Annotated in this window: 26 protein-coding genes; 21 read left to right on the forward strand and 5 right to left on the reverse strand. The window is 39.7% G+C overall.

The window, feature by feature from the left end; translation table 11 throughout:
* The first annotated feature begins 33 nt into the window (after positions 1 to 33).
* The 8 genes from folB to A9479_RS06240 all read left to right on the forward strand — a co-directional run bounded on the left by folB (position 34) and on the right by A9479_RS06240 (position 6,236).
* On the forward strand, positions 34 to 393 hold the full coding sequence (gene folB / locus A9479_RS06205; RefSeq protein ID WP_013464292.1) for a dihydroneopterin aldolase: 360 nt from the start codon (positions 34 to 36) through the stop codon (positions 391 to 393).
* Positions 394 to 882, forward strand: a complete 489-nt coding sequence (gene folK, locus A9479_RS06210) for a 2-amino-4-hydroxy-6-hydroxymethyldihydropteridine diphosphokinase (RefSeq protein WP_013464293.1) — start codon at positions 394 to 396, stop codon at positions 880 to 882.
* Complete coding sequence (locus A9479_RS06215; protein ID WP_024601856.1) at positions 879 to 1,679, forward strand: undecaprenyl-diphosphate phosphatase; 801 nt, start codon at positions 879 to 881, stop codon at positions 1,677 to 1,679. The genes folK and A9479_RS06215 overlap by 4 nt, the downstream gene beginning before the upstream one ends.
* A 214-nt stretch (positions 1,680 to 1,893) precedes the next feature.
* Complete coding sequence (mpl, locus tag A9479_RS06220; RefSeq protein WP_064662952.1) at positions 1,894 to 3,249, forward strand: UDP-N-acetylmuramate:L-alanyl-gamma-D-glutamyl-meso-diaminopimelate ligase; 1,356 nt, start codon at positions 1,894 to 1,896, stop codon at positions 3,247 to 3,249.
* Between the two features lies 1 nt (position 3,250).
* Positions 3,251 to 3,874, forward strand: coding sequence for a flavin prenyltransferase UbiX (locus A9479_RS06225; protein WP_064662953.1), 624 nt, complete (start codon positions 3,251 to 3,253; stop codon positions 3,872 to 3,874).
* Entirely contained in the window at positions 3,871 to 4,800 is a 930-nt protein-coding gene (locus A9479_RS06230) for an ABC transporter ATP-binding protein (RefSeq protein WP_064662954.1), read from the forward strand. Before A9479_RS06225 ends, A9479_RS06230 begins: the two co-directional genes overlap by 4 nt.
* Positions 4,801 to 5,568, forward strand: coding sequence for an ABC transporter permease (locus tag A9479_RS06235; protein WP_008466038.1), 768 nt, complete (start codon positions 4,801 to 4,803; stop codon positions 5,566 to 5,568). It begins immediately after the preceding gene.
* Positions 5,568 to 6,236, forward strand: a complete 669-nt coding sequence (locus tag A9479_RS06240) for a tRNA (guanosine(46)-N(7))-methyltransferase TrmB (protein ID WP_064662955.1) — start codon at positions 5,568 to 5,570, stop codon at positions 6,234 to 6,236. Before A9479_RS06235 ends, A9479_RS06240 begins: the two co-directional genes overlap by 1 nt.
* Here the strand turns inward: A9479_RS06240 and A9479_RS06245 are convergent.
* Positions 6,229 to 8,100 (reverse strand): GGDEF domain-containing protein, encoded by a 1,872-nt coding sequence (locus tag A9479_RS06245; protein ID WP_064662956.1) that lies wholly within the window; start codon positions 8,098 to 8,100, stop codon positions 6,229 to 6,231. The genes A9479_RS06240 and A9479_RS06245 overlap by 8 nt on opposite strands.
* Positions 8,101 to 8,359: 259 nt before the next feature.
* Here A9479_RS06245 and panP point away from each other — a divergent pair, with 259 nt between their 5' ends.
* Positions 8,360 to 9,985, forward strand: a complete 1,626-nt coding sequence (panP, locus tag A9479_RS06250) for a pyridoxal-dependent aspartate 1-decarboxylase PanP (RefSeq protein ID WP_028835508.1) — start codon at positions 8,360 to 8,362, stop codon at positions 9,983 to 9,985.
* A 58-nt stretch (positions 9,986 to 10,043) separates the two neighbouring features.
* Here the strand turns inward: panP and argE are convergent, their stop codons facing one another.
* The gene (gene argE / locus A9479_RS06255) at positions 10,044 to 11,189 is read right to left on the reverse strand and encodes an acetylornithine deacetylase (protein ID WP_064662957.1); all 1,146 of its coding nucleotides are present in this window, start codon (positions 11,187 to 11,189) and stop codon (positions 10,044 to 10,046) included.
* 221 nt (positions 11,190 to 11,410) lie between these two features.
* Here argE and argC point away from each other — a divergent pair, with 221 nt between their 5' ends.
* From argC to A9479_RS06300, 9 genes are all read left to right on the forward strand, one after another.
* Entirely contained in the window at positions 11,411 to 12,424 is a 1,014-nt protein-coding gene (gene argC / locus A9479_RS06260) for an N-acetyl-gamma-glutamyl-phosphate reductase (protein ID WP_064662958.1), read from the forward strand.
* Positions 12,421 to 13,188, forward strand: a complete 768-nt coding sequence (gene argB, locus A9479_RS06265) for an acetylglutamate kinase (RefSeq protein WP_016900251.1) — start codon at positions 12,421 to 12,423, stop codon at positions 13,186 to 13,188. The genes argC and argB overlap by 4 nt, the downstream gene beginning before the upstream one ends.
* 7 nt (positions 13,189 to 13,195) lie before the next feature.
* Positions 13,196 to 14,128, forward strand: coding sequence for an ornithine carbamoyltransferase (locus A9479_RS06270; protein ID WP_016900252.1), 933 nt, complete (start codon positions 13,196 to 13,198; stop codon positions 14,126 to 14,128).
* Positions 14,125 to 15,327, forward strand: a complete 1,203-nt coding sequence (locus tag A9479_RS06275) for an argininosuccinate synthase (protein ID WP_008466021.1) — start codon at positions 14,125 to 14,127, stop codon at positions 15,325 to 15,327. Before A9479_RS06270 ends, A9479_RS06275 begins: the two co-directional genes overlap by 4 nt.
* A gap of 52 nt (positions 15,328 to 15,379) precedes the next feature.
* Positions 15,380 to 17,245 carry an argininosuccinate lyase gene (gene argH / locus A9479_RS06280; RefSeq protein WP_064662959.1) on the forward strand — a complete coding sequence of 622 codons (1,866 nt, stop codon included), beginning with the start codon at positions 15,380 to 15,382 and terminating at the stop codon, positions 17,243 to 17,245.
* 252 nt (positions 17,246 to 17,497) lie between these two features.
* A complete protein-coding gene (locus A9479_RS06285; protein WP_013464307.1) occupies positions 17,498 to 17,692 on the forward strand; it encodes a hypothetical protein in 195 nt (64 codons plus the stop codon).
* Positions 17,693 to 17,708: 16 nt separating this feature from the next.
* The gene (locus A9479_RS06290) at positions 17,709 to 18,242 is read left to right on the forward strand and encodes a hypothetical protein (protein WP_013464308.1); all 534 of its coding nucleotides are present in this window, start codon (positions 17,709 to 17,711) and stop codon (positions 18,240 to 18,242) included.
* A gap of 267 nt (positions 18,243 to 18,509) precedes the next feature.
* Positions 18,510 to 18,752, forward strand: coding sequence for a hypothetical protein (locus tag A9479_RS20075; RefSeq protein WP_231893548.1), 243 nt, complete (start codon positions 18,510 to 18,512; stop codon positions 18,750 to 18,752).
* A complete protein-coding gene (locus A9479_RS06300; RefSeq protein ID WP_064662961.1) occupies positions 18,752 to 19,273 on the forward strand; it encodes a hypothetical protein in 522 nt (173 codons plus the stop codon). The genes A9479_RS20075 and A9479_RS06300 overlap by 1 nt, the downstream gene beginning before the upstream one ends.
* Before the next feature lie 20 nt (positions 19,274 to 19,293).
* Here the strand turns inward: A9479_RS06300 and coaD are convergent, their stop codons facing one another.
* Positions 19,294 to 19,785, reverse strand: coding sequence for a pantetheine-phosphate adenylyltransferase (gene coaD / locus A9479_RS06305; protein WP_024601870.1), 492 nt, complete (start codon positions 19,783 to 19,785; stop codon positions 19,294 to 19,296).
* A 178-nt stretch (positions 19,786 to 19,963) separates the two neighbouring features.
* On the opposite strand from coaD, the gene A9479_RS06310 reads away from it, so the two are divergent.
* Both A9479_RS06310 and thiI read left to right on the forward strand, forming a co-directional pair.
* Positions 19,964 to 20,617 carry a TetR/AcrR family transcriptional regulator gene (locus A9479_RS06310; protein ID WP_064662962.1) on the forward strand — a complete coding sequence of 218 codons (654 nt, stop codon included), beginning with the start codon at positions 19,964 to 19,966 and terminating at the stop codon, positions 20,615 to 20,617.
* A gap of 100 nt (positions 20,618 to 20,717) precedes the next feature.
* A complete protein-coding gene (thiI, locus tag A9479_RS06315) occupies positions 20,718 to 22,175 on the forward strand; it encodes a tRNA uracil 4-sulfurtransferase ThiI (protein WP_013464312.1) in 1,458 nt (485 codons plus the stop codon).
* A gap of 314 nt (positions 22,176 to 22,489) precedes the next feature.
* Here thiI and A9479_RS06320 read toward each other — a convergent pair whose 3' ends face one another.
* Positions 22,490 to 23,392: a ketopantoate reductase family protein gene (locus tag A9479_RS06320; RefSeq protein WP_064662963.1), complete on the reverse strand. Its 903-nt coding sequence runs from the start codon at positions 23,390 to 23,392 to the stop codon at positions 22,490 to 22,492.
* Positions 23,385 to 23,735, reverse strand: a complete 351-nt coding sequence (locus tag A9479_RS06325; protein ID WP_008466003.1) for a VanZ family protein — start codon at positions 23,733 to 23,735, stop codon at positions 23,385 to 23,387. Before A9479_RS06325 ends, A9479_RS06320 begins: the two co-directional genes overlap by 8 nt.
* 151 nt (positions 23,736 to 23,886) lie before the next feature.
* Here A9479_RS06325 and A9479_RS06330 point away from each other — a divergent pair, with 151 nt between their 5' ends.
* Positions 23,887 to 24,369: a YajQ family cyclic di-GMP-binding protein gene (locus tag A9479_RS06330; protein WP_013464315.1), complete on the forward strand. Its 483-nt coding sequence runs from the start codon at positions 23,887 to 23,889 to the stop codon at positions 24,367 to 24,369.
* Positions 24,370 to 24,428 lie beyond the last annotated feature (59 nt).

A 24,428-nucleotide genomic window follows, 5' to 3' on the forward strand; every position in this document is an offset into this window, starting at 1 on the left:
CTCAGTGACTTGTTACAGTCATTTGGAGTATCAATGGACAAGGTATTTATATCACAATTGCATGTCGAAACGATTATCGGGGTGTATGATTTTGAAAAGAAAAGTAAACAAAGCCTGTACTTTGATATTGAAATGTTAAGCGACATCAAGCCCGCAGCGCAAAACGACGATATTAACTTGGCACTGGATTACGCTAAGGTAAGTGAGCGTGTTATCGAACACAGTACGGCTAAACCGGTAGAGCTTTTAGAAACACTGGTGGAGCAATTAGCGCAAATCATTTTAACCGAATTTAATACCCCACAAGTGACAATAAAAGTAAGTAAGCCCGCTGCAGTTGCACAAGCGCAAACCGTCGGTGTAGAAATAACGCGTAACAAGGCTCTTGCTTAAATGGCGCAAATATTTATTAGTTTAGGGTCAAATATTAATAAAGCAGAGCATATCAGGCGTGCTTTAGTGGCGTTAAATAAACACTTTAAAAATACACAACATTCTTCGGTATTTGAAAGTGAAGCGGTGGGTTTTGCCGGTAATAACTTTTACAACTCCGTACTCGCTGCCACTACCGAAATGGCGCTTGAAGATGTGTGTGCGTTATTAAAACAAATAGAGCGCGATAATGGTCGCAAAGCAAATGATAAAAAATTTAGCCCGCGCACCTTGGATCTCGATTTACTCTTTTACGATGATGTCATTTGCGAGAGCCCAGCTCAACTACCACGTGACGAAATTACCAAAAATGCCTTTGTATTACAGCCTTTAGCAGAAGTGGCTCCTGATTTTTATCACCCTGTAGCAAAAAAAACGATTGCCCAAATATGGAATGCATATAACAACCCTCAACAAAAACTATGGAAGGTGGAGTTTTCTAACCCATGAGTATTATAGAAATAATTGTTTTAGCCCTAATTCAGGGATTTACTGAATTTTTACCTATATCGAGTTCTGCACACTTAATTTTACCGTCGCAAATTTTAGGCTGGGAAGATCAAGGCTTGGCATTTGATGTTGCCGTTCATGTAGGAACGTTAATAGCTGTTGTTATTTATTTTCGTAAAGAAGTGGCCGATATACTCGGTGCTTGGTTTAAATCGTTTGGTGCACAAGGTACAACAGATGACAGCAAACTAGGCTGGTGGATAATTTTAGGTACTGTGCCTGCCGCTATTTTAGGGCTATTGCTAAAAGATTTTGTTGAACTGTATTTGCGCAGTGCATGGGTGATTGCAACCACAACCATCGTATTTGGTTTGTTGTTGTGGTACGCCGATGCTAAAGGTAAGCAAATAAAAACAATTTATCAGCTTAACTGGAAAACCGCACTCATCATTGGCTTTGCGCAAGCCGTTGCGATGATCCCAGGGACTTCTCGCTCAGGTATTACCATGACCGCGGGTTTAATGCTGGGTATGAATAAGCAAAGTGCAGCCCGTTTTTCGTTTTTGCTGGCTATTCCGATTATTTCAATGATGGGCCTTTATTACACAGCAGAGCTAGCGCTTGGCGATCATATTGTTGATTGGACTGCTTTATTGTTGGGTGTAGTGCTGTCGTTTTTATCAGCTTATGCGTGTATTTTTATGTTTTTAAAAGTGATTGAACGAATGGGTATGCTGCCATTTGTTATTTATCGTTTGTTATTAGGCATCGGCTTAATATTCTTTTTAATGCTATAAGCCATTAATCTTTAAAAAGCCTCCCACCGTGGGAGGCTTTTTTATTTGCGCCAAACATCGCATCGGCGCTGTCTTGTCGAAATACCAAACATCTGCTGCAAATTTACCTAGAAAGCTCAACAGACCCTGATGGTAACTTGATCTAAATTTTGGCATTATAGCGCCATTAAAGTTCGCCTTAGAGCACATTCCGCGCAGGATGAAAGGATAGTAAATGCATATACATATTTTGGGTATTTGTGGCACATTTATGGGTGGTATTGCCGCTATAGCTAAATCATTAGGTCATCACGTTACTGGGTCTGATCAAAACGTTTACCCACCAATGAGTACCCAATTAGAAGAGTTGGGAATCGAGCTAACCCAAGGCTATGATGTATCTCAACTAGAACCGACACCCGACATCGTCGTCATAGGTAATGCTATGAGCCGAGGGAACCCGTGTGTTGAACATGTATTAGATAAAGGCTTGCCTTATACCTCAGGCCCAGAGTGGCTTAAGCATAATTTACTACAAAAATCATGGGTGCTGGCGGTGGCAGGAACCCATGGTAAAACAACGACTGCCAGTATGCTGGCATGGATATTAGAATATGCAGGTTTAAAACCAGGCTTTTTAATTGGCGGGATCGTGCAAAATTTTGGTCTTTCGGCTCGGGTTGGGCAAACGCCATTTTTTGTAATAGAAGCCGATGAATACGACACCGCCTTTTTCGATAAACGTAGTAAGTTTGTTCATTATTTACCGCGAACACTCATTTTAAACAATCTTGAATTTGATCATGCTGATATTTTTGAAGATTTAAATGCGATTAAAAAACAATTTCACCATTTGATACGTACACTACCGCAAAGCGGGAAAGTATTGTGGCCAAAAGATGATGAGGCTCTGAGCGATGTTATAGCAAAAGGGCTGTGGAGCGAGAGCGAAACATTAGGCAATGATTGGGATTATCAGCTACTTAAAGCGGATGGTTCTCAATTTAATGTGTTATTAAACACGCAGCTGCAAGGTGTAGTTAACTGGCAGGCAATTGGTGAGCATAACGTTAAAAATGCCATGATGGCCATTGCAGCAGCGCGCCATGTAGGAATTGCTATTGAGCACAGTATTGCGGCTTTAGGCGAATTTATCAGCCCAAAAAGGCGTATGGAGCTTAAAGCGGATATAAATAACATTAAAGTGTATGATGATTTTGCCCATCATCCTACCGCGATACAAACAACGCTTGCGGGGCTGCGCGCCAAAGTGGGCAATGACAAAATTATTGCGATTTTAGAGCCGCGTTCTAACACCATGAAAATGGGAGTTCATCAATTTACATTGCTAGATTCATTACGCGATGCGGATGAGGTGCTACTGTTTGAACCAGAAAACTTAAGCTGGTCGCTCAAGGAGCAAGCAGAAAAAGCCGGTATGCAGTGTTTTGATTCTACAATCGCCATTATCGAAACAGTGCTTGAAAGTATTGAGCCAAATCAACATGTTTTAATTATGAGTAATGGTGGTTTTAATGGCCTTCATCAACAACTTGTTGATGGCTTGGCCAATAAATACAGCGGAGAATAATGTGCAATTTAAAGATACAATTACCTTAGCATTTAGTGGTGCATCAGGCGCGCCTTACGGACTAAGGTTATTAGAGGTGTTGCTTGAGCAGCAGTTTCAAGTGTATGTGCTTATTTCAAGTGCCGCGCGGGTAGTCTTTGATACCGAATCAAATGTTAAACTATCAGGGAATGAAGACAAAGCCACAGAGCAATTAAGCCTGTTATATAACGCAAAACCTGGGCAGTTAAAGGTATTTGGTAAAGATAATTGGTTTAGTCCGGTAGCTTCGGGCTCTGCTGCCCCCAAAAAAATGGTAGTATGTCCATGTAGCGCAGGCTCTGTGTCTGCCATTGCAGTCGGCGCATCAGATAATTTATTAGAGCGCGCCGCCGATGTGGTGATAAAGGAGCGAGGCCAGCTTATTTTAGTGCCACGCGAAACGCCATTTAGCGAAATTCATTTAGAAAACATGCTTAAATTATCGCGTTTAGGTGTAACAATTATGCCTGCAGCACCTGGGTTTTATCATCAACCGCAAAGCATAGAAGACTTGGTTGACTTTATGGTGGCGCGAATTTTAGATCATTTAAATATTGAACATAATCTCACAAAGCGTTGGGGTTATGGTGAGGGTAAGAAATGAATAAGCAAAATATTGCTTTAAATATTGAAGGCCTTACCAAGGTTTACAAAAATGGGGTAGAGGCAGTAAAAGGGGTTGATTTACAAGTTCACGAAGGTGACTTTTTTGCATTACTTGGCCCGAATGGGGCGGGTAAATCAACCACTATTGGGGTAATTTCTTCACTGGTTAATAAGACCAAAGGCAAAGTTGAAGTATTTGGTCACGATATTGATACCGACCTTGAGGCGGCTAAAGCGAATTTAGGCCTAGTACCACAAGAGTTTAACTTTAGTCAGTTTGAAACGCTGAGCCAAATACTCGTTAATCAAGCAGGTTACTACGGTGTACCGCGCGGCGAAGCACATAAACGTGCAGATAAATACTTAGCGCAGCTTGGATTAATCGAGAAAAAAGATAAGCAAGCGCGTACCTTATCTGGTGGTATGAAACGCCGTTTAATGATTGCACGTGCCTTAATGCATGAGCCCAAATTACTTATTTTAGATGAGCCGACAGCGGGGGTTGATATAGAGCTTCGCCGTTCAATGTGGGACTTTTTAAGGCAAATTAACGAACAAGGTGTGACCATTATTTTAACAACCCACTACCTTGAAGAAGCTGAACTGCTTTGTAAAAACATCGCCATTATTGATACCGGGCGAATTGTTGAAAACACCACGATTAAAGCCCTGCTTGCTAAATTAGACAAAGAAACCTTTGTATTGGATTTAAAACAACCGTCTAAACCCGTAACGCTAGATGGATACAAATTTACTATGGGGGATGACCACACCATTGAAGTTGAAGTGGCTAAATCTCAAGGATTAAACGCGGTGTTTACAGCATTGACTGAACAAGGTAATACCGTGCTGAGCATGCGAAACAAAGCGAATCGATTAGAAGAATTATTTGTAGGTTTATTAGAGCAAGGGCGGAGCGAATAAATGTTTAAATATGGCGTAGCCTTAAAAAGTATTTGGATTAAAGAGTGCATTCGCTTTTTGCGTATTTGGGTGCAAACCTTAGTACCGCCAGCAATCACGATGAGTTTATATTTTGTTATTTTTGGTAACCTAATTGGCTCGCGTATTGGTGACATGGGCGGTTTTAGCTATATGGAGTTTATTGTCCCTGGCCTTATTATGATGTCAGTTATAACTAACTCTTATTCAAATGTTGCCTCTAGCTTTTACTCAACTAAGTTTCAAAAAAGTATTGAAGAGTTATTAGTTGCACCTGTGCCTAATTACATCATTGTACTGGGTTATATGGGCGGAGGTATGACCCGTGGCATTATGGTTGGTTTTATCGTAACGTGTGTTTCTTTATTTTTTGTAGATATACAAATACATAATATTTTTGTGATTATAGCCACTGTTATTCTCACCTCGGCGGTGTTTGCCTTGGGCGGGTTAATTAACGCTATTTATGCAAACAGCTTTGATGACATAAGTATTATTCCGACCTTTATTTTAACGCCGTTGACCTATTTAGGCGGGGTGTTTTATTCAATCACTTTACTGCCTGATTTTTGGCAAATGGTGTCGCAAATAAACCCAATTATTTATATGGTTAACGCATTTAGATATGGGTTTTTAGGTGTTTCGGATGTAGATTTATCGGTCGCAATGGGTGTGTTGTTGGTGTTTATCAGCGTCCTATTTACTTTAGCACTGACGCTAATTAAAAAAGGTGTGGGGCTAAGACACTAATGAGCGATGCAAATTCACGTAGTATTGTATCTAATCAAGCGGGACTTCATGAAAAGCTTGATGAAATAGTTAATAAACACTTACAGGCTGAGTTTAAAAAGCCAATTGCAACGCATACGCAAACCGCATTTGATGAAGTTAATGCTAAGGTGCAAGCCTTTAATGGGCCGCTTATTTTAGACTCCTGTTGTGGGGTCGGAGAGAGCACCGCTAATTTAGCAAAACGTCATCCTGAAGCGTTAGTCATAGGTATTGATAAGTCATCTCATCGACTTGATAAGCATGATGTTGAATATAAACAAAGTGAAAGTGGTCAATACATTTTAGTGCAAGCTGACTTAAATGACTTTTGGCGTTTAGCGGTGGCTGCTAATTGGCAGCCTACGCATCACTATTTGCTTTACCCTAACCCTTGGCCTAAGTCTAAACACTTACAAAGGCGCTGGCATGGGGCGGCTATATTCCCGTTTATTGTAAAGTTAGGTGGTTTACTTGAGGTGCGCAGTAATTGGGATATTTATGTTAAAGAGTTTGCCAGAGCGCTTGAATTAGCTGGGCATCCATGTGAAACCGAATTGTTTGAGTCAGACGAAGCAATTACCCCTTTTGAACGTAAGTACTGGGCCAGTGGCCAGCAAAGCCACCGGCTTGTTATAAATCTTAAATAGCTAATTGTTGCTTAAAGTGAGTCACGTGTGGCGTTGGTTTACCAAGGTAACTACCTTGCATCAGCGTCACATTTAGTTTATTGAGTAGCTCGGCAACCGTGTTATTTTCTACCGCCTCAACAACCAATTCAAGTTCAAGCTGCTGGGCTATATCAGCAATATAGGCGATAAATAGCGACGTATTTTCATCATTTACCAGTTGCTTGGTGATCGCACCATCGAGTTTAATGCCATCTACCTCAATCTTTAACGTATTGAGCGTATTAATAAACTCATTACCCCAACAATGCATCACGATTTTTGCCCCTTTACTTTTCACCATCGCAATAAATGATTTTATTTCATAGTAGTGTGTAATGACCTGCGACTCTAATATTGAAATAGTAATGTTTTCAGGGTTGGGGTAGCGATGAAGCTCATACGCTATGTGATCATAAATAGTGGGATCTGCAATATTTTCAGCGCATACAGTTAACCCCCAGCTGATTGCTGATTTGCGAAAGCGCGAAATGCATTGAGTAAATAAGGTACGTGTTAACATCCCATCCATACGCAGCCTATTTACTGCATTAGAAAAGGTATCAGGGGTTAAAATCTCCCCATGTGAGGTCACTATTCTTGGTGAGCAGTCATACCTAATAATGGCATTGGTATTGGTATCTATAACAGGTTGAAAATAAGGAACAACGCGATGGGCATCAAACGCTTCACGAATTTCCTTTGCTATTTCTACATTGTATAAATACAGAGATTTAGCGTCGTTAATCGCTTCTGAGTAGTTTACTATGGGTTGAACACCTTGCCTTGATTGTAGCAAAGCAATGTGGGCATTCTTAAGCAGTAATGACTTATTCCCTCTTGCGACTCCAGCGTTGAGTGTAATATAAATAAATGGGTCTGTAATAAAAGGTGTATTTTTATTATGGGATTGAATAATGCTGTAAAGCTCATCAAAAGGTGTTTCTTTACTGGTTAAAATGGCCAGCTTGTTGGTCGCAATACGATAAATACGTGATTGCAGACGGTTTTGCTGCTTAAAGTGACTAAGTAGTTTTTTCATCACTTCATCGGCTGTTTTTGTGCCAAAAAAGCGACTGATACTATCAATTTCGTTAACCAAAATAATCGCGATTTGTAGATGATGCTCATTACTTTTTTTTAGCTGCTTTTCCAAGGCAATATGATTTTCAAACCCCGTAGCATGATCCCTCATTAGTGAGCGGCGTACCCCAAAACAATAAAGAATATAAACCAATAACAATATGAACAGTACGCAACTAAAATGAAGCAGGGCTTGATTCAAACGTGTTATTAAAGCCGTATTGATTTTATCTACGCTAATATCAGCTGCAGTTAAATAGGTTCTGCCATTTTTTGCTATATGAGGAATATACACCGTTTTAGAATGACCACGATGCGCCGTTGACACTTCAAAAATAGGGGCCGTTGATAAAAATGCCGCCATATTAATTGGCGTCGCTTCTGGGTAAAGATCTAAATACTGGGTAACTTTACCGTTATTTTGATCATCTTGGGTGTAACTGGAGGCAGTAAAATAAATATTTTCATCAATTAATATCATTGAATATAAATAATCTATATTTAAATCATTGGCTAAAGCAGAAAGCTGTTCGGCCTTATTTTGATAGCTTGCAAAGCTAATTTCTTGCGACGTTTTGTCGTGGTAATCACTACCTAAAATATACTTTACGCTGGTGGCGGCATTTATTAAGCGATTGTCAATGCTGCGCATTACATCACTTTGAATGGCAGAGTAAGTGTAGTAACCATAAATGATTAAGCTGACCAAAAAAAAGACGGTCCCAAGCGCCAACCGTGTTAATTTTAGATTTCCTTTGAGCATGTATTATCCTTATTTTTGTTGATTTTATTATACTTAAAAATTATAAATGCCCAATATTTTAATTACCCTTTGTACTAAATTTAGAAAATAGTGAAATGTTATCTATTTAGTATTGTCTTTTATGGCTTAAAACGAGACATTTTTGTCATATTGCAGTAAAGTTAGCGCAATTTTTTAGAAATGCCGTTGCTTAAAAAACACCTTATATTAGCGTGTTTTACAAACTAACAGGTGTTTTAGTCACACACTAGGTATGAAGATGGATCAAAAGCGTTGTGCCGTCGCCTCTAAAGAAAGCCTTAAACGGATATTCACCGTTCCAGAGGCACCAGACTCAACTTTGAGCAAAATAGAGCTTGAAATTTCGAGTAATTTAGCAGGTTTCTTAAACGAAAATATCGCGGCAATTGAAAAACCATTACATGAAATAGAAAAAGATTTTCAATCGGCGGCAATCCCTGAAGAACCGACGTTTGTGTCTTGCTATGCTCAAGATATTATGGAACAGCTGGTTGCTCATTCTGTTCATACCGCTGCGCCAAGCTTTATTGGCCATATGACATCGGCTTTGCCTCATTTTTTATTACCGTTATCGAAATTAATGGTTGGGTTAAATCAAAACCTAGTAAAAATCGAAACCTCGAAAGCGTTTACCCCATTAGAACGTCAAGTTTTAGGGATGATGCATCATTTAGCTTATAGCCAAAGTGATGGTTTTTATTCTAAATGGATGCACAGTGCAAAAACTTCGTTAGGGGCATTTTGCTCTGGCGGCACCGTGGCGAATATTACTGCACTTTGGATAGCTCGAAACCGCTTATTAAAAGCGGATGGCAATTTTAAAGGCATTGCTGCACAAGGTTTAGTTGCAGGAATGCTTCACTATGGTTACAAAGGGCTGGCAGTTTTAATTTCTGAACGAGGTCATTATTCGCTTGGTAAATCGGTTGATTTATTAGGTATTGGTCGTGAAAATTTAATTGGTATTAAAACTTCTGCCGATAATAAAGTCGATGTTAGTGCAATGCGAGAAAAAGCGTTAGAGCTTGAAGCACAAGGCATTAAAGTGATGGCAATTATTGGAGTCGCAGGAACCACTGAAACCGGTAATATTGACCCACTTGAAGATATGGCTAATTTAGCACAAGAGATTAATTGTCATTTTCATGTTGATGCAGCGTGGGGCGGAGCAACTTTACTGTCTAATACCCATAGGCATTTATTAAAAGGTATTGAGCATGCAGATTCAATCACCATTGATGCGCATAAGCAAATGTATGTGCCGATGGGGGCCGGTTTAGTCTTATTTAAAGACCCTGCTGCAACTGATGCCATCGAGCATCATGCTGAATATATTTTACGTAAAGGCTCTAAAGATTTAGGCAGCCATACGCTTGAGGGAAGTCGCCCTGGGATGGCGATGTTAGTGCATGCTTGCTTACGTGTTATTGGTCGTAAAGGCTATGAAATGCTTATCGATCGCAGTATTAAAAAAGCGCGTTATTTTGCTGATTTAATAAAAGCCGATGAAGATTTTGAGTTAATATCAGAGCCAGAACTTTGCTTACTGACCTATCGCTATGTACCAAAACAAATTAAACATGCGATAGCCCAAGCTGATGCACAAACCCGTTTAGACATTTTTGCCGCGCTTAATCGTTTTACTGCCAGTATGCAAAAACGCCAACGTGAATCGGGTCGCTCATTTGTATCGCGTACGCGTTTAACGCCAGTTCAATATGATAACCAACCAACCGTGGTATTTAGAGTGGTACTTGCGAACCCGCTTACCTCAGGTGCTATATTAAAAGAGATATTAGAAGAGCAGAAAGAACTGGCACAAACTGATCCGGTGTTTAAAAAGTATTTACGAAAATATATGTAATTACAACTACAAATACAATGACAAAAAAGACGCGATTAAGCGTCTTTTTTGTTACTGATTAAAAGCAACTCGCCTTTATAAGGTTGCTGATAATTTGTTGAGAAGGTTTGATTTTTTCCATTGCTAAAAACTCATCGGGCTGATGCGCTTGGTTAATAGAGCCTGGCCCCATTACGATGGTTTCACAACCGAGTTGCTGTATAAATGGCGCTTCGGTACAGTAGTTAACAGCCACTGCTTTTTGCCCTGCTATATTTTCGGCTAATTTGACTAACGCGCTATCTGTGCTTCCCGTAAATGCTGGAATTGGCTCATGCAAATCAATTACGCTCACAGAGTTAGGGTATTGCTGGTTTATATCGTAGGTTGCATCAAGTACCAGTGCTTGAAGCTCTTGCACGCTTAAACCGGGAAGAGGGCGCATATCAATGTGCATTTCACAGCAGCCACAAATTCGGTTGGCATTGTCACCCCCATGAATATTGCCTAAGTTGAGTGTTGGATAAGGAATTTCAAAGTGGTTTATTGAATATTTATTCTTAAGTTGTTCTTTTAAGATCAGTAATTTTGTAATCACTTTATGCATTACTTCGATGGCATTAAGACCCCGTTCGGGATCAGAGCTATGTCCTGAGCGACCAACGACTCTGATTGCTGTAGTCATATGGCCTTTATGGGTAAATACTGGTGTCATATCAGTGGGTTCACCAATAATACAGCGATTTGGCTTTAAATTTGGGTGCTTACAAATTTGCTGTGCGCCAGCCATAGTGGTTTCTTCATCGGCGGTCGCTAATATTAAAATAGGTTGAGTTTGCTGCTTTTCATCAAGCTCACTAATAGCTTGCAGTACAAAAGCAAAAAAGCCTTTCATATCAATACTGCCTAAACCATATAATTTGTTATCAAGTTCAGTTAATTTAAATGGGTTTTGATTCCAGCGGCTATCATCAAATGGCACCGTATCGGTGTGCCCCGCAAGCATTAACCCGCCATCGCCTTGTCCGCGTTTTGCTAATAAGTTGTAGCGGCCTTTACCACCTTCTAACTCTATTATTTCACAGGTAAAACCTAAGCTTTCACACCACTGAGCGAGTAGTTCAATCACGCTTTTATTGCTCATACACAAATGCTCTTCAATAGCGCTAATAGAGGGGGCGGCAATCAATTGCTGATACATCGAGATAAATGACGGCAGAGACATAAAAAAATCCAAAATAAGTATTCAATTTAATTGCATAACAATATAAAAGTATTTATGATGAATATCAATTCACTTTTTAAGCATAAATATATTAAAGTTACACCATGAAAATAATACGACGATAGTTATCACTCATTAATTTAATCAGTTTAGCTAGGTTGCAACCTAGTGTAAGTAAATAACATGGAATGTAGTCACTAATTTTATATAAAGAGTAAATAATGAACGTAGTAATTATAGGTGCCAGCGGTTATAGCGGCGCAGAATTGGCTAGCTTAGTTACCAAACATCCAGCATTAACATTATCAGCATGTTATGTATCAGCGCAAAGCTTAGATAAACATAAACTGCTCAGTGAATTATACCCTGAGCACTTAGGGTTACTTGACTTACCTTTGCAACCACTTAATGAGAGTGCATTGAGTGATATAGCTCATTCAGCAGACTATGTGTGTTTATGCACTGACCATAAAGTAAGTGTTGATTTAGCCCCTCAGTTTTTAGCGATGGGCAAAAAGGTATTTGACTTGTCTGGTGGTTACCGTCTTGAAAGTAATGAAGATTACGTCACTTATTATGGTTTTGAACACCAGCATCCAGAACTTCTTAATGAAGCTGCATATGGCCTTGCAGAGTGGAATAGTGAGGCCATTGCAAAGGCGCAGTTAGTTGCTGTAGCTGGCTGCTACCCAACTGCCGCATTAAACGCATTAAAACCTCTTCAGCAAGCTGGGTTACTTAGTGATGAGCGGATTATTATTAATGCTGTATCGGGAGTAACTGGGGCTGGTCGTAAAGCAAGTATTGGCACGCATTTTTGCGAAGTATCGCTAGCTGCTTATGGTTTGTTTAACCATCGTCATGGGCCTGAGATACAGCAGTATCTTGGCCATAACGTGTTATTTACTCCTCATTTAGGTAATTTCCCGCGCGGTATTTTAGAAACCATTTATGTACAGCTAAAACCGGGTGTGACCAGTGAGCAAGTAACTAAAGCGTATCAAGTATTAGCGGATGAGCCGTTAATTCGATTGCTTGGTGGCAAAATTTCCTCCATTAAAGGGGTAGCAAAACAACCCTATGTTGATATTGCATGGCAGCAGCAAGACTCACAATTAATAGTGATGGCAGCGATTGACAATTTACTAAAAGGGGCGGCTGGTCAGGCTCTGCAATGTATTAATTTGTCAATGGGTTTGCCTCACACTACAGGTTTAGTAGGAGCGTTTAAATGAGCAGTAAAACGTGGGTTATTAAACTCGGTGGCGCAGTACTCAATACTGAAAATGCCGCTAAAGCGCTTTTTGAGGTTCTTAATGAGCAACATGATGCACAATTTGTAATTGTTCATGGCGGTGGCTCATTAGTTGACCATTGGCTAGCAGAAGCCGGTTTTGCCAGTGCTAAACACCAAGGTTTGCGTATCAGCCCTAAAGAACAGATGCCTTATATTGTAGGAGCATTAGCGGGAGCAGCAAACAAACAATTAATGGCGCAAGCAATGACTGCTGGGCATAAACCCGTTGGCTTGAGTTTATATGAAGCTGGAATAACAGCATCACAAAAATTAAAAGCGCTAGGGCAAGTAGGTCAATGCCATAGTAATGATGATTCTATTATTAATGAATTACTCAGTGGCGGGCGTTTACCTATAGTCAGCTCCATCGGTTTTGATGAGCAAGGGCTTTGGTACAACGTCAATGCTGACGAAGCAGCAGCAGCGATTGCGAGTAATTTAAACGCCGAACTTATTTTTATGACAGATGTAGAAGCGGTGCTTGATGCGAATAAGCATCCACTACATCAACTTGACACAAAACACATTGATACTTTAATTGCAGAGGGAGTAATTGTGGGCGGGATGGAGGTCAAAGTTAAGACCAGTCTTCACGCTGCCCAACATTTACGACGCGGTGTGTACATTTCCAGCTGGCAAAAGCCAGAGAATTTAACGGCTTTGCTGCAAGGCGAGCACGTCGGAACTAAAGTGACACCATAGGTTGAATATGTTTAAAGATTTTATAACGGGTCTAGAATTAGACCAACAAGGCGCCCTTAATTTATTAAAATTAGCGCAAGATATTAAAGAAAGCCCTGCAAAGTACAGCCAAGTGTTAGCTGGTAAGTCAGTGGTTACTCTGTTCGAAAAGCAAAGTTTACGTACGCGTTTATCGTTTGATATTGGTATAAACCGTTTAGGCGGTCATGCGGTTTATCTAGATCAACAAAACGGCGCGATGGGGGCACGTGAATCAATAAAAGATTTCGCCTTGAATATTTCAACTTGGGCTGATGGTATTGTTGCCCGGGTCAATCAGCACAGTACGTTAACTACCTTAGGTGAGTATTCGTCTGTTCCGGTGGTTAATAGTTTGTGTGATTTATATCACCCATGCCAAGCCTTAGCTGATTTTTTAACGCTTCAAGAAGTGCACGGTGATGTTAGTCAGCTAAAGTTGGCTTATTTAGGTGAAGGTAATAACGTAACGCATTCACTGATGCTACTTGCAGCAACTTTAGGGACTGATTTTGTTGCTGTGACGCCAAAAGGCAGTTCGCCCGATTCGCAAATTCTTAAAAAAGCGGAGCAAATTGCCGCAATGAATGGGGCGTCTGTGATGGTAAGTGACAGAGTTGAGGCTGCGGTAGGTGCTAACGCAGTTTACGCTGATACCTGGGTTTCTATGGGAGACACCACACCGCTTGAGCAAGTGAAAGAAAAATACATGCCTTATCAATTAAATCAGGCGTTACTTAAAAAAACCGGGGCTACCACGGTATTACATTGCCAACCGGCACATCGTGAGTTTGAAATTACCTCTGAGGTAATGGATGGCCCCGCATCAAAAATTATTCAACAAGCAGAAAATCGTATGCATGCGCAAAATGCTCTGCTTGTTACATTATTAAATCCAAATTTTGTTAAGGAACACCTATGAGTTCAATTAAAAAAGTCGTTTTAGCCTATTCAGGTGGTCTTGATACATCGGCTATTGTGCCATGGTTAAAAGAAAACTACGGCTGTGAAGTTATTGCCTTTGTTGCCGATGTTGGCCAAGGCGCAGAAGAACTTGAAGGCGTAGAAGCGAAAGCCATTGCATCGGGTGCATCTGAATGTTACGTGGTTGATTTGAAAGATGAAATGGTAAGTGATTACATTTACCCAACACTTAAAACAGGCTCTATATACGAAGGAACCTACTTGCTAGGTACTTCTATGGCACGTCCAATCATCGCTAAAGCCCAAGTTGAAATTGCCCGTAAAGTGGGGGCAGATGCACTTTCTCATGGCTGTACGGGTAAAGGTAACGACCAAGTACGTTTTGAGTCATGTTTTGCAGCACTGGCTCCTGATTTAAAGGTGATTGCGCCATGGCGTGAGTGGGATTTATCAAGTCGTGAATCATTGCTTGATTACCTAGCTGAGCGTGATATTCCGTGTTCTGCATCAGCAACTAAAATTTACAGTCGTGATGCTAACGCATGGCATATCTCCCACGAAGGCGGCGAGCTTGAAGACCCTTGGTGTGAGCCAAGTGAGCAAGTATGGACTTGGACTAATTCACCAGAGCAAGCGCCCGATAAAGCTGAGCATGTCACTTTATCAGTTGTAGAAGGTGAAGTGGTTGCTGTAAACGGCGAACAATTAAAGCCTTACGACTGTTTAGTTAAACTAAACGACATTGCAGCTCCGCATGGTATTGGTCGTGTTGATATTGTAGAAAACCGTTTAGTGGGTATGAAATCACGCGGTTGTTACGAAACACCAGGCGGTACAGTGATCATGGCGGCGCTTCAAGCAATTGATGAGCTCGTACTTGATAAATCAAGCCGTAAATGGAAAGAGGTACTCGGTGGTGAATTTTCGCATTTAGTCTACGACGGTCGTTGGTTTACGCCGCTTAAAGATTCTATTTTAGCCGGTGCAGAAGCGCTTTCTACGTTAGCGACAGGTGAAGTGGTACTTAAACTTTACAAAGGGCAAGTAACAGCGGTCCAGAAAAAATCACCTAACAGTTTATACAGCGAAGATTTTGCTACTTTTGGTGAAGACGATGTCTATGACCAATCGCATGCAGAAGGTTTTATTCGTTTATTCTCACTATCAAGCAGAATTTCAGCATTAGCTAAAAAGTAATTTTTTATGCCTCTTGGAATTAAGGGGCTATTATCGGGTTTGGAGAGATTTCATGGCATTATGGGGCGGGCGTTTTTCTACGGGTCCAGATGAAGCGTTTAAACAATTTAACGATTCACTTCCCTTCGATTATCAATTAGCAGAGCAAGATATTATTGGCTCTGTTGCATGGGCTGGCGCACTTGAACAAGTCAACGTGTTATCTAATGACGAACACCAAAAGCTGGTATCGGCATTATATGAATTACTTGAAGAGGTAAAAGCAGATCCACACGCGGTTGCCACCTCAGGTGCTGAGGATATTCACTCGCATGTTGAAGCCGCGCTAATTGAAAAAGTGGGTGATTTAGCTAAAAAATTACACACAGGCCGAAGCCGTAACGACCAAGTTGCTACTGACTTTAGATTATGGTGTCGCGATACTGCCGATCATATCTTAAAAGCGATTGCACAACTAAAAGCTGAATTTATTAGCTTGGCTGAACGTGAGCTTGGCACAATATTGCCAGGGTACACGCACTTACAGCGTGCACAGCCGGTGTTATTTAGTCACTGGTGTATGGCTTATGTAGAAATGTTAGAGCGTGATGAAAGCCGGTTGCAAGATGCCCAATCACGAATGAACTATTGTCCACTCGGCAGTGGCGCTCTTGCGGGAACTGCCTATCCGATTGACCGTCATGCACTTGCACAAGGGTTAGGGTTTACAGGCGCGACTAAAAACAGCCTTGATGGTGTATCTGATCGTGACTTTGTGGTTGAGCTATTAAGCTGTGCGTCTATCTCTATGATCCACTTATCGCGCATGTCTGAAGACTTGATTTTTTATAACTCAGGAGAAGCTGGGTTTATCGAACTGGCTGATAATGTTACATCGGGCTCATCTTTGATGCCGCAGAAAAAGAACCCAGATGCATTAGAGCTTATTCGTGGCAAAACAGGGCGGGTATTTGGTGCGTTTAGTGCAATGATGATGACTCTAAAAGCACTGCCGCTTGCTTACAATAAAGACATGCAAGAAGATAAGGAAGGCATTTTTGACGCTATGCCAACGTGGCTTGCTTGTATTCATATGGCGCAAGCGTGTATTAAGGGGGTAACAGTTAAAGCAGACAAAACCTTAGCAGCGGCAAAAGGTGGCCACGCAAATGCAACCGAGCTTGCTGATTATTTGGTAGCCAAAGGTGTACCGTTTAGAGAAGGGCATCATATTGTTGGGGTGTTGGTGCAATTAGCTATTAGTGAAGGTAAAACGTTAGAGGAGCTTTCACTTGAGCAGTATAAATCAGTAAACCCAGTGTTTGAAGATGATGTGTATCCGGTACTTGAAATTGATGCCTGTATTAAAGCACGTCAAGCACTTGGTGGAACCTCATTAGAACAAGTAAGTAAAGCGGTGAAAGACGCGAAAAAAAAACAGCAAATAACAGTTCGTGATGCAAACCTAGATGACGTGGAAGCAATAGCTAAACTCGTACAACACTGGGCAACAGTCGGCGAAAACTTACCGCGCGCTAAAAGTGACATGGTGCACTCAATTAATGAGTTTGCTGTAACCGAGATAAACGGTCAGGTATCAGGTTGTGCTTCATTATACATTTACGACACTGGATTAGCTGAAATACGCTCATTAGGTATTGACCCTAAAAGCGCAGTAACAGGCCAAGGGCGAGAGCTAGTAGAACATTTATTAGTAAAAGCCAAAAAATTGGCACTCAATCGTGTCATCGTTCTGACTCGTGTGCCTGACTTTTTCGAAAATCAGCGGTTTAGTTTCTGTAATAAAGAGAGCCTACCTGAAAAAGTCATGAAAGATTGTGAGTTATGTTTACGTAAAGAAAACTGTGATGAAGTCGCAATGGAATATATGTTAAAGCCAAGTAATAGCATGGAGATCCCTTGTAAAAATGTGGCTTGAGCAATCCCTAGGATAAAAAACGCACGGTGACCCCGATGCGTTTTTTTTTGAGTAAAATAAAATAATTTTTAAATTAACATACTATTAATTTAAAGTTGGCATATCGGTTGCATTTGTAGTTCTGTAGTGTGTTGTTGAGTCAATTAATCAACGAAGGCAATACGTTACCGCAGTTATTTAGTAACTGCTCCAGGTGGTGTGATTTAAATTTACGCCAATAATAAAAATTTAATACTCATAAGGATTAATCACATGCAAATTTCAGCTAATAGCCAAGTACAAATGCAAGCATACAATAAAACGCAACAATTAAAGCCTGCAATGGAACAAACTGCTAGCCCTAAAACCCTACAATCTGATACAGTTAGTATATCTCAAGAGGCAATGAGTGCTGCTGGTGCAGAACTTCGTCGTGGCGGCGGTATTGTACCTATCAAACCTAAATAATTAATTAAGGTTTTAAATGTTTTTAACTGAGTTTTTTGGTTTTTTCTCGCTTTCAGCGTTTACAATGTGGGGCTTTTTAATGGCATTTTTTTTTAATGTCTTTGTCTATACTTTAAACGTAAAAAGAAATACAACTTTATTACTCAGTTCATTTATTATGATGGTTTCTTATACTCTTTCAGACTATTTTTTTACTTGGCTATCAATTAAAACTGCGGTTTTATTAGATTGGGCTATCTATGATATTTTTACCATTCTTTGCTTGCTAATAGCTATGGCTATGTTAAGAAAAACGACACCCTCTTTTTTATATTTAATTGTGGGTCTTGCAATAAATTCACTTTTCTTTTCCCTCATGTACTTAGATTTGAATGTATATCAAAATAAAGAACCTTGGCTTTTTTGGGATATCTACACGTTCAGTGTAAACATTATTGATCTGATTATGATTGTCGCTTTAATAGTAGACCGTGATTTCCTTGGCTTACACACCCTTAAAAGTAAACTCATTTCATTATTCAAAACGACTGAGCTTAACAAAATCCAATAAATGTATTATGTAGACTTATTTTTAGCAGATTATATTGATGCATTTATACAATGGGGCTTTTTAATGGCTTTGTTGTACACATTTGTATCGAGTATAAATACAGCTAATAAATTACTGGTCTATTTAGCCTCAATAATGTTCTTTTCTTACCTTATTGGTGACTTCCTTTTAGTTTTCAAAAACGTTTACCTTAACTGGATTTTTTTTGATTTCGCCACAGTTTGTATTATTTTTATAATAACAAAAGCTTCAAACTTTGAAAGCGATGTGGCTAAAAACTATATTGTTAGTGGCTTATTGATTAATGCTTGTTTAACGTATGCTATTTACATAGATCTTTATATAAACTGGAACTCAGAGCCTTGGTGGTTATGGAGTCTTTACTCCATGGGGGTTAACATTATTGATTTACTAATGATTATTGCTATTTTTATCAATAAAGACTTTTTAGGGCTAATGAAACTTAAAGGTCGTTTATTTAGGTCACGCGCTGAGTTTAAAAGTCTATAATGACGGATTTATTATGGTTACTTGTTAAAGTTGGCGAGAATTTAGGTAATTTTATACTGTGGCTGTTTTTAATCGCTTTTCTATATAATCTTTCTTCGAGCATTAATAAACAAGATAAAAGCTTGCTGCATATTTCATTGATAATGATGATTTCTTATTTTCTAAGTGCATTTTTAAGCCTCGAAACTTCTACTTATAAAGATTATTTCATATTTGATCTCACGACTATTTTGATACTTTTTTTGTGGCGAAAAATAACGTTGCAAAACACGCCTATTGCTTTTTATTACTTAATTCTGGGGTTGGGTGTTAATACCTGTTTATTTTTGGGAATGCATTATGATGTTCAAGTTAAAGGAAACAGTGACTATTGGTGGTTTTGGGCTGCATACGGGTTTGGCGTTATTCTATTTGATTTTATAATGGTATTGGCACTATTTATCAATAAAGATTTTTTGGGCTTAGTGAGGTTTAAGAACGTTCTGTTTCCAGCAAAAGCGAAGCTACCTAGCGCAATGTAACGATACGCTAGGCAAGTTATTTAATGCTTGGTTTTACCCAGCCTTGACTGCAGGGCTTTCATTACTATGGTGTCAACAAACTCACTCACATCCCCGTTATGGCGTGCTACTTCTTTTACTAGCGTTGATGATATAAAGGTATTACGCTCGGCAGGCGTTAAAAATACGCTTTCTAAATCAGGGTTTAAACGGCGATTCATATTCGCGAGCTGAAACTCGTAATCAAAATCAGAAACCGCTCTTATGCCTCTGATCAGTACATTAGCATTATGGTCACGGGCTAAATCGGCGAGTAGCCCTGAAAAGCCAATGACTTTTACATTATCTAAATGGCTTAAAATCTCATTTGCTAAATCAACGCGTTCTTCTAAAGTAAAACACGGTTTTTTACTTGGGTTATGAGCAATAGCCACAATAACGGTATCGAACATTTTAGCCGCACGCTGAATTAAATCAGTGTGGCCGTTGGTAAGAGGGTCAAATGTGCCTGGGTAGATTGCGGTCACTTTCATAATATTTACTGTGTTATTATTTTTAGCCGTAGTGTAGCAGTGTTTAGTGTGCAAAGCAGCCTTGTGAGTAAATTGTATATAACTGCAGCTGCGCAGTGTTACAAATGCAATGATTTGTTTATACTAGGCGGATTATTTTAATGCAGCATCGTATTTTCGAAAATTGAGTAATGAGTATATGAATACCAAGGATAAAATAATTCAAACCAGTATTTCATTGTTTAATGAACATGGTGAAAGAGCAATATCTACTAATCATATCGCATCGAGTTTAGGTATGAGTCCGGGTAATCTGTACTACCACTTTAAAAATAAAGAAGACATTATTCGCCATATATTTGCACTTTATCGTGACCATTTAAGTACTCATTTTAAGCCGGTCGATCAAGGCGACGATGCTTTTGAACACCTAGGTCCTTATCTAGATTCGCTATTTGAATTGATGTGGCGCTATCATTTTTTTTACGACAACCTTGGCGATATTCTCGCTCGCGATAGTTATTTAAAACAGGGTTACATTGATTTTCAACAGGAGTTACTTGAGCAGGTGCGTAACATCATTTTGGCCTTACGCGACAGCGAAATTATTGCCATTGATGAACAAGATGCTATCGAACTTGCTCATACGTTAAAATTAACGGTCAGCTTTTGGACACCCTATATGAAAGCAAGAAGGCTTAGTGGTGTGCTGGTTGAGCAAGATATTTATCCTGGTATTGTAAAAGTACTGACTTTATTTAAAGCCTACAGCACCGAAAAAAGCGCAAATAAAATTAATCAGTTAAGAGACAAGTACGCACTTTTAGCAAATGCTGCTCCCCAGAATCCTTAAGCCCGTTAAGTTGGTTAGTTCCTAGGCGCTAAATTTTTTGCTATAATCCGCCGCGCCCAATACCTGGGTGCGCGAATTCCCGCAGTCTAAGAGTTAAACTATGCTTAAATTTATCGTCAAACTTCACCCTGAAATAGCCATTAAAAGCCGTTCAGTCCGTAAACGCTTTACTAAAGTGTTAGAAAATAACATTAAAATTGTATTGCGTCGTGTTGACGAAAAAGTACAGGTACGTAATAACTGGGATAACATTTCAGTTGTAACAAAACTTGACGATGCTCAAACTCGCCTTGATTTTATCGACAGCTTACAACGTATACCTGGCATCGTGCAGTTTATTGAAGTGACTGAAACAGACTTTAAAACGATTGATGACATTTATCAAAAAACTATTGAGCTAGTTGGTCACACTATTATTGGTAAAACCTTTTGTGTCCGTGCTAAGCGCATAGGTCAACATGATTTTACTTCAACTGAGCTAGAGCGTTACGTTGGTGGCGGGCTTAATCAACATGTTGAAGGGGCTCGAGTAAAGCTAAGTCGCCCAGAAGTAACGATTCGTTTAGAAATTAAAGACGAAAAAGCCTACATAGTAACGCAAACGCATTTAGGAATGGCGGGCTTTCCACTGCCAACACAAGACGATGTATTATCGCTTATGTCTGGTGGGTTTGATTCTGGCGTTGCCAGTTATCAAATGATCCGTAAAGGTGCTCGCACGCACTTTTTATTCTTTAATTTAGGTGGCGCTGCTCATGAAATTGGGGTTAAACAAGCGAGTTACTATCTATGGAAACAATACAGCTCTACTCACAAAGTTAAGTTTATTACTGTTGATTTTGAGCCAGTGGTTGCTGAAATCTTAGAAAACGTTGAGAACAGCCAAATGGGCGTTGTCCTTAAACGTATGATGATGCGAGCGGGTAGTGCCGTCGCTGAAAAACTAAATATTCAAGCATTGGTTACGGGTGAAAGTATAGGTCAGGTGTCTAGTCAAACCTTAGCTAACTTAAGTGTGATTGACCGCGTAACCGAAACGCTCATTTTACGCCCACTTATCCAACATGATAAGCAAGAAATCATCAATATAGCGCGCCAAATAGGCACTGCAGAAATGGCAGAGACGATGCCTGAATACTGCGGTGTGATCTCTAAAAAGCCGACAGTTAAAGCCAAAATTGAAGTGATTAAAGCAGAAGAAGAAAAGTTTGACTTTGATGTATTAGATACCGTTATTGATAACGCCCGTGTTATGGATGTGCGCGATATTGATGTTGAGGCTAAGCAAGAGCTTAAAGAGGCAGAATCAGTTACAGAGTTACCTGAAGGAGCGGTTGTTGTTGATATTCGCTCGCCTGAAGAAGAAGATGCGGCACCGCTGGAAATTGAAGGTATTGAAGTTATCCACTTACCGTTTTTCCGCTTAGCAACAAAGTTTGGCGATTTACCTAAAGGCAAAGATTATTACTTATATTGCCAAAAAGGAGTAATGAGCCAATTACAAGCGCTTATTCTTCACGAAGAAGGCTTTAACACCGTAAAAGTATATCGTCCTTGATGGCTTAATATATTAGGGTCTGTTGACCCTTTAAGGTTAAATTTGCAGCAGTCTGTTTGGTATTTAGGCAAGGCAGAGCCTATGTGGTGTGGTTATTCCCCATAAATAGGCGATTTATTCCCCATAAATAGGCGATAACGCAGCATCAATGCCAAACAGGCGCTGCCCGAAGGGTTCTGCCTAGGGGCGATTTACTCTTTGTTGCTCGGTTTTTACTTAGCCCACTAGGTTACAAACCTCGCGCCGCGATTAAACCACCCCTAGTTTGAACAAATTGTAATCCGCAAAAGTCAACAGACCCTAGATGCGCGGATTTAGTCCGCGCTTTTTTTTGCCAAAATTTTAGCAAGTAAGGCGTCATTATAAGGTGTTGCAATATGGTGCAGTTTTCCTTGCTCACTTATATAGCCACAAATCGCCATGATCTCTGTTTGTCTATTATGCATTACATCTTGATGCATCGAAGAGTAATTTTCGGCAGTTAAACTCATTACTTTGTAAGCCCGCTCTAGGGCATCTATAAGCTTAATATTGAGTTTTAGCGCGGTTGCAATGTGGCATGCCTCAGCTAATAAATTAATAATTGCACTACTGTATTGCGGTGCACGTAACTGACCATTTTTTATATTGTGGTGAGCGGTTAATGGATTTATTGCAATATTAACCAGTAGCTTTTCAAACCGTAGTTGTTCAATATTGTTACTGACAATTAACTGCGGAATAGTGTGTAATTGCGCACTAAGCTGTTGAATATTTTGAGTAGCTAGTTGATTACAGCCCCCTAATACACTTTGCCCGTTTCCGGTATGTTGCACAATATTAGGGTTTGACTTAAATCCAGCCATGCTGGTGGTTAAAAAGTACAACGACTGCTGCTTTGTTAGCTGTTCATTTAATTGTTCAACATTACCCATGCCATTATGACTCAGTATAATATGGGTATTATTGCCTAGATAAGGTTTTACTTGAGCATAGGCTTGTTGCACTGCAAACGCTTTTACCGTGAATAAAACAATATCAAATTCAGGAGTTTGAGATAACTGCTCTTGTGAGATAAAAGTGGCGTTAATTTTTTCAGACGCAGCGTTACTGTGGCTGTAAAAGCGAGTATTAACTGTGCCTTTTCGAGTAAGTATATATATAGCGTGATGCTTGGCTAAAAAATGGCTAAATAACAAGCCAATAGCGCCATCACCTACAACAAGTATGTTAGCCATAATGCTTCTTTTTACGCAGTGTTAACAGGGCTTTAGCTAAAAAGTAGCTCGCTGCACCAATAAAATCGGCAACAAAATCGGCCAGTGATGCTTGTCTGTAAGGAAGGCTATCTTGCATAATTTCTATTGCTGCACCGTAACCAGCGAGTAATAGTATTTGTGCATATAATGGGAGTTTAAACGCTTTATCCATAATAATGGCAAGTAAAAAGAAGATACCAAAATGCGCTACTTTATCAACATGCGGAAATAAGTTTGCCGCGCCCTTTACCTCTTTAGCAAATAAGAAGGTAAACGCAACAATACTAATTAAAAAAATTGCTTGGTAAACACGCCTTGTCACGAAAATTCCTAAAATCGTATAAAAAAGAAGCCTCAGTATATCAAACTAATTTAGTATCGCACCTGAACAAAATGCAGAAAAATGTAAAGATTTATCATTTTAACGTTATAATTGCGGCATAAAATTAAGATTAGATAGTTAGGAGAACGCTATGCCTTCATTTGATATTGTATCTGAAGTAGAAATGAACGAAGCAAAAAATGCGGTTGATAACGCCAACCGTGAACTAGAAACGCGATTTGATTTTAGAGGCGTTGATGCATCAATAGAGCTAAACGATAAAACAATTAAATTAAAAGCTGAAGCAGATGCTCAGGTAATGCAGTTATTTGATATTTTAGCGAGTAAAATCTCTAAACGTGGGATGGATGTTGCAAGCTTAGAGCTACAAGATATTTCTCGTGCGGGCAAAAATGTTTTTCGTAACGTTGCACTTAAACAGGGTATCGAAAAAGACATGGCTAAAAAAGTAGTAAAAGCCATCAAAGACTCTAAAGTAAAAGTACAAGCGGCCATTCAAGGTGAAGAAGTTCGCGTAACAGGTAAAAAGCGTGATGACTTACAAGCGGCTATGCAAGTTGTACGCACTGCTGATTTAGGTCAACCATTTCAGTTTAAAAACTTCCGCGATTAATTTATTGCTTCGAGCTCGGCACTATAGGCGCTTAGCTCAAAGCAACATGTATTTAGCCA

It is taken from the genome of Pseudoalteromonas sp. MQS005, from assembly GCF_001661605.1.
Taxonomy (GTDB): Bacteria; Pseudomonadota; Gammaproteobacteria; order Enterobacterales; family Alteromonadaceae; genus Pseudoalteromonas; species Pseudoalteromonas tetraodonis.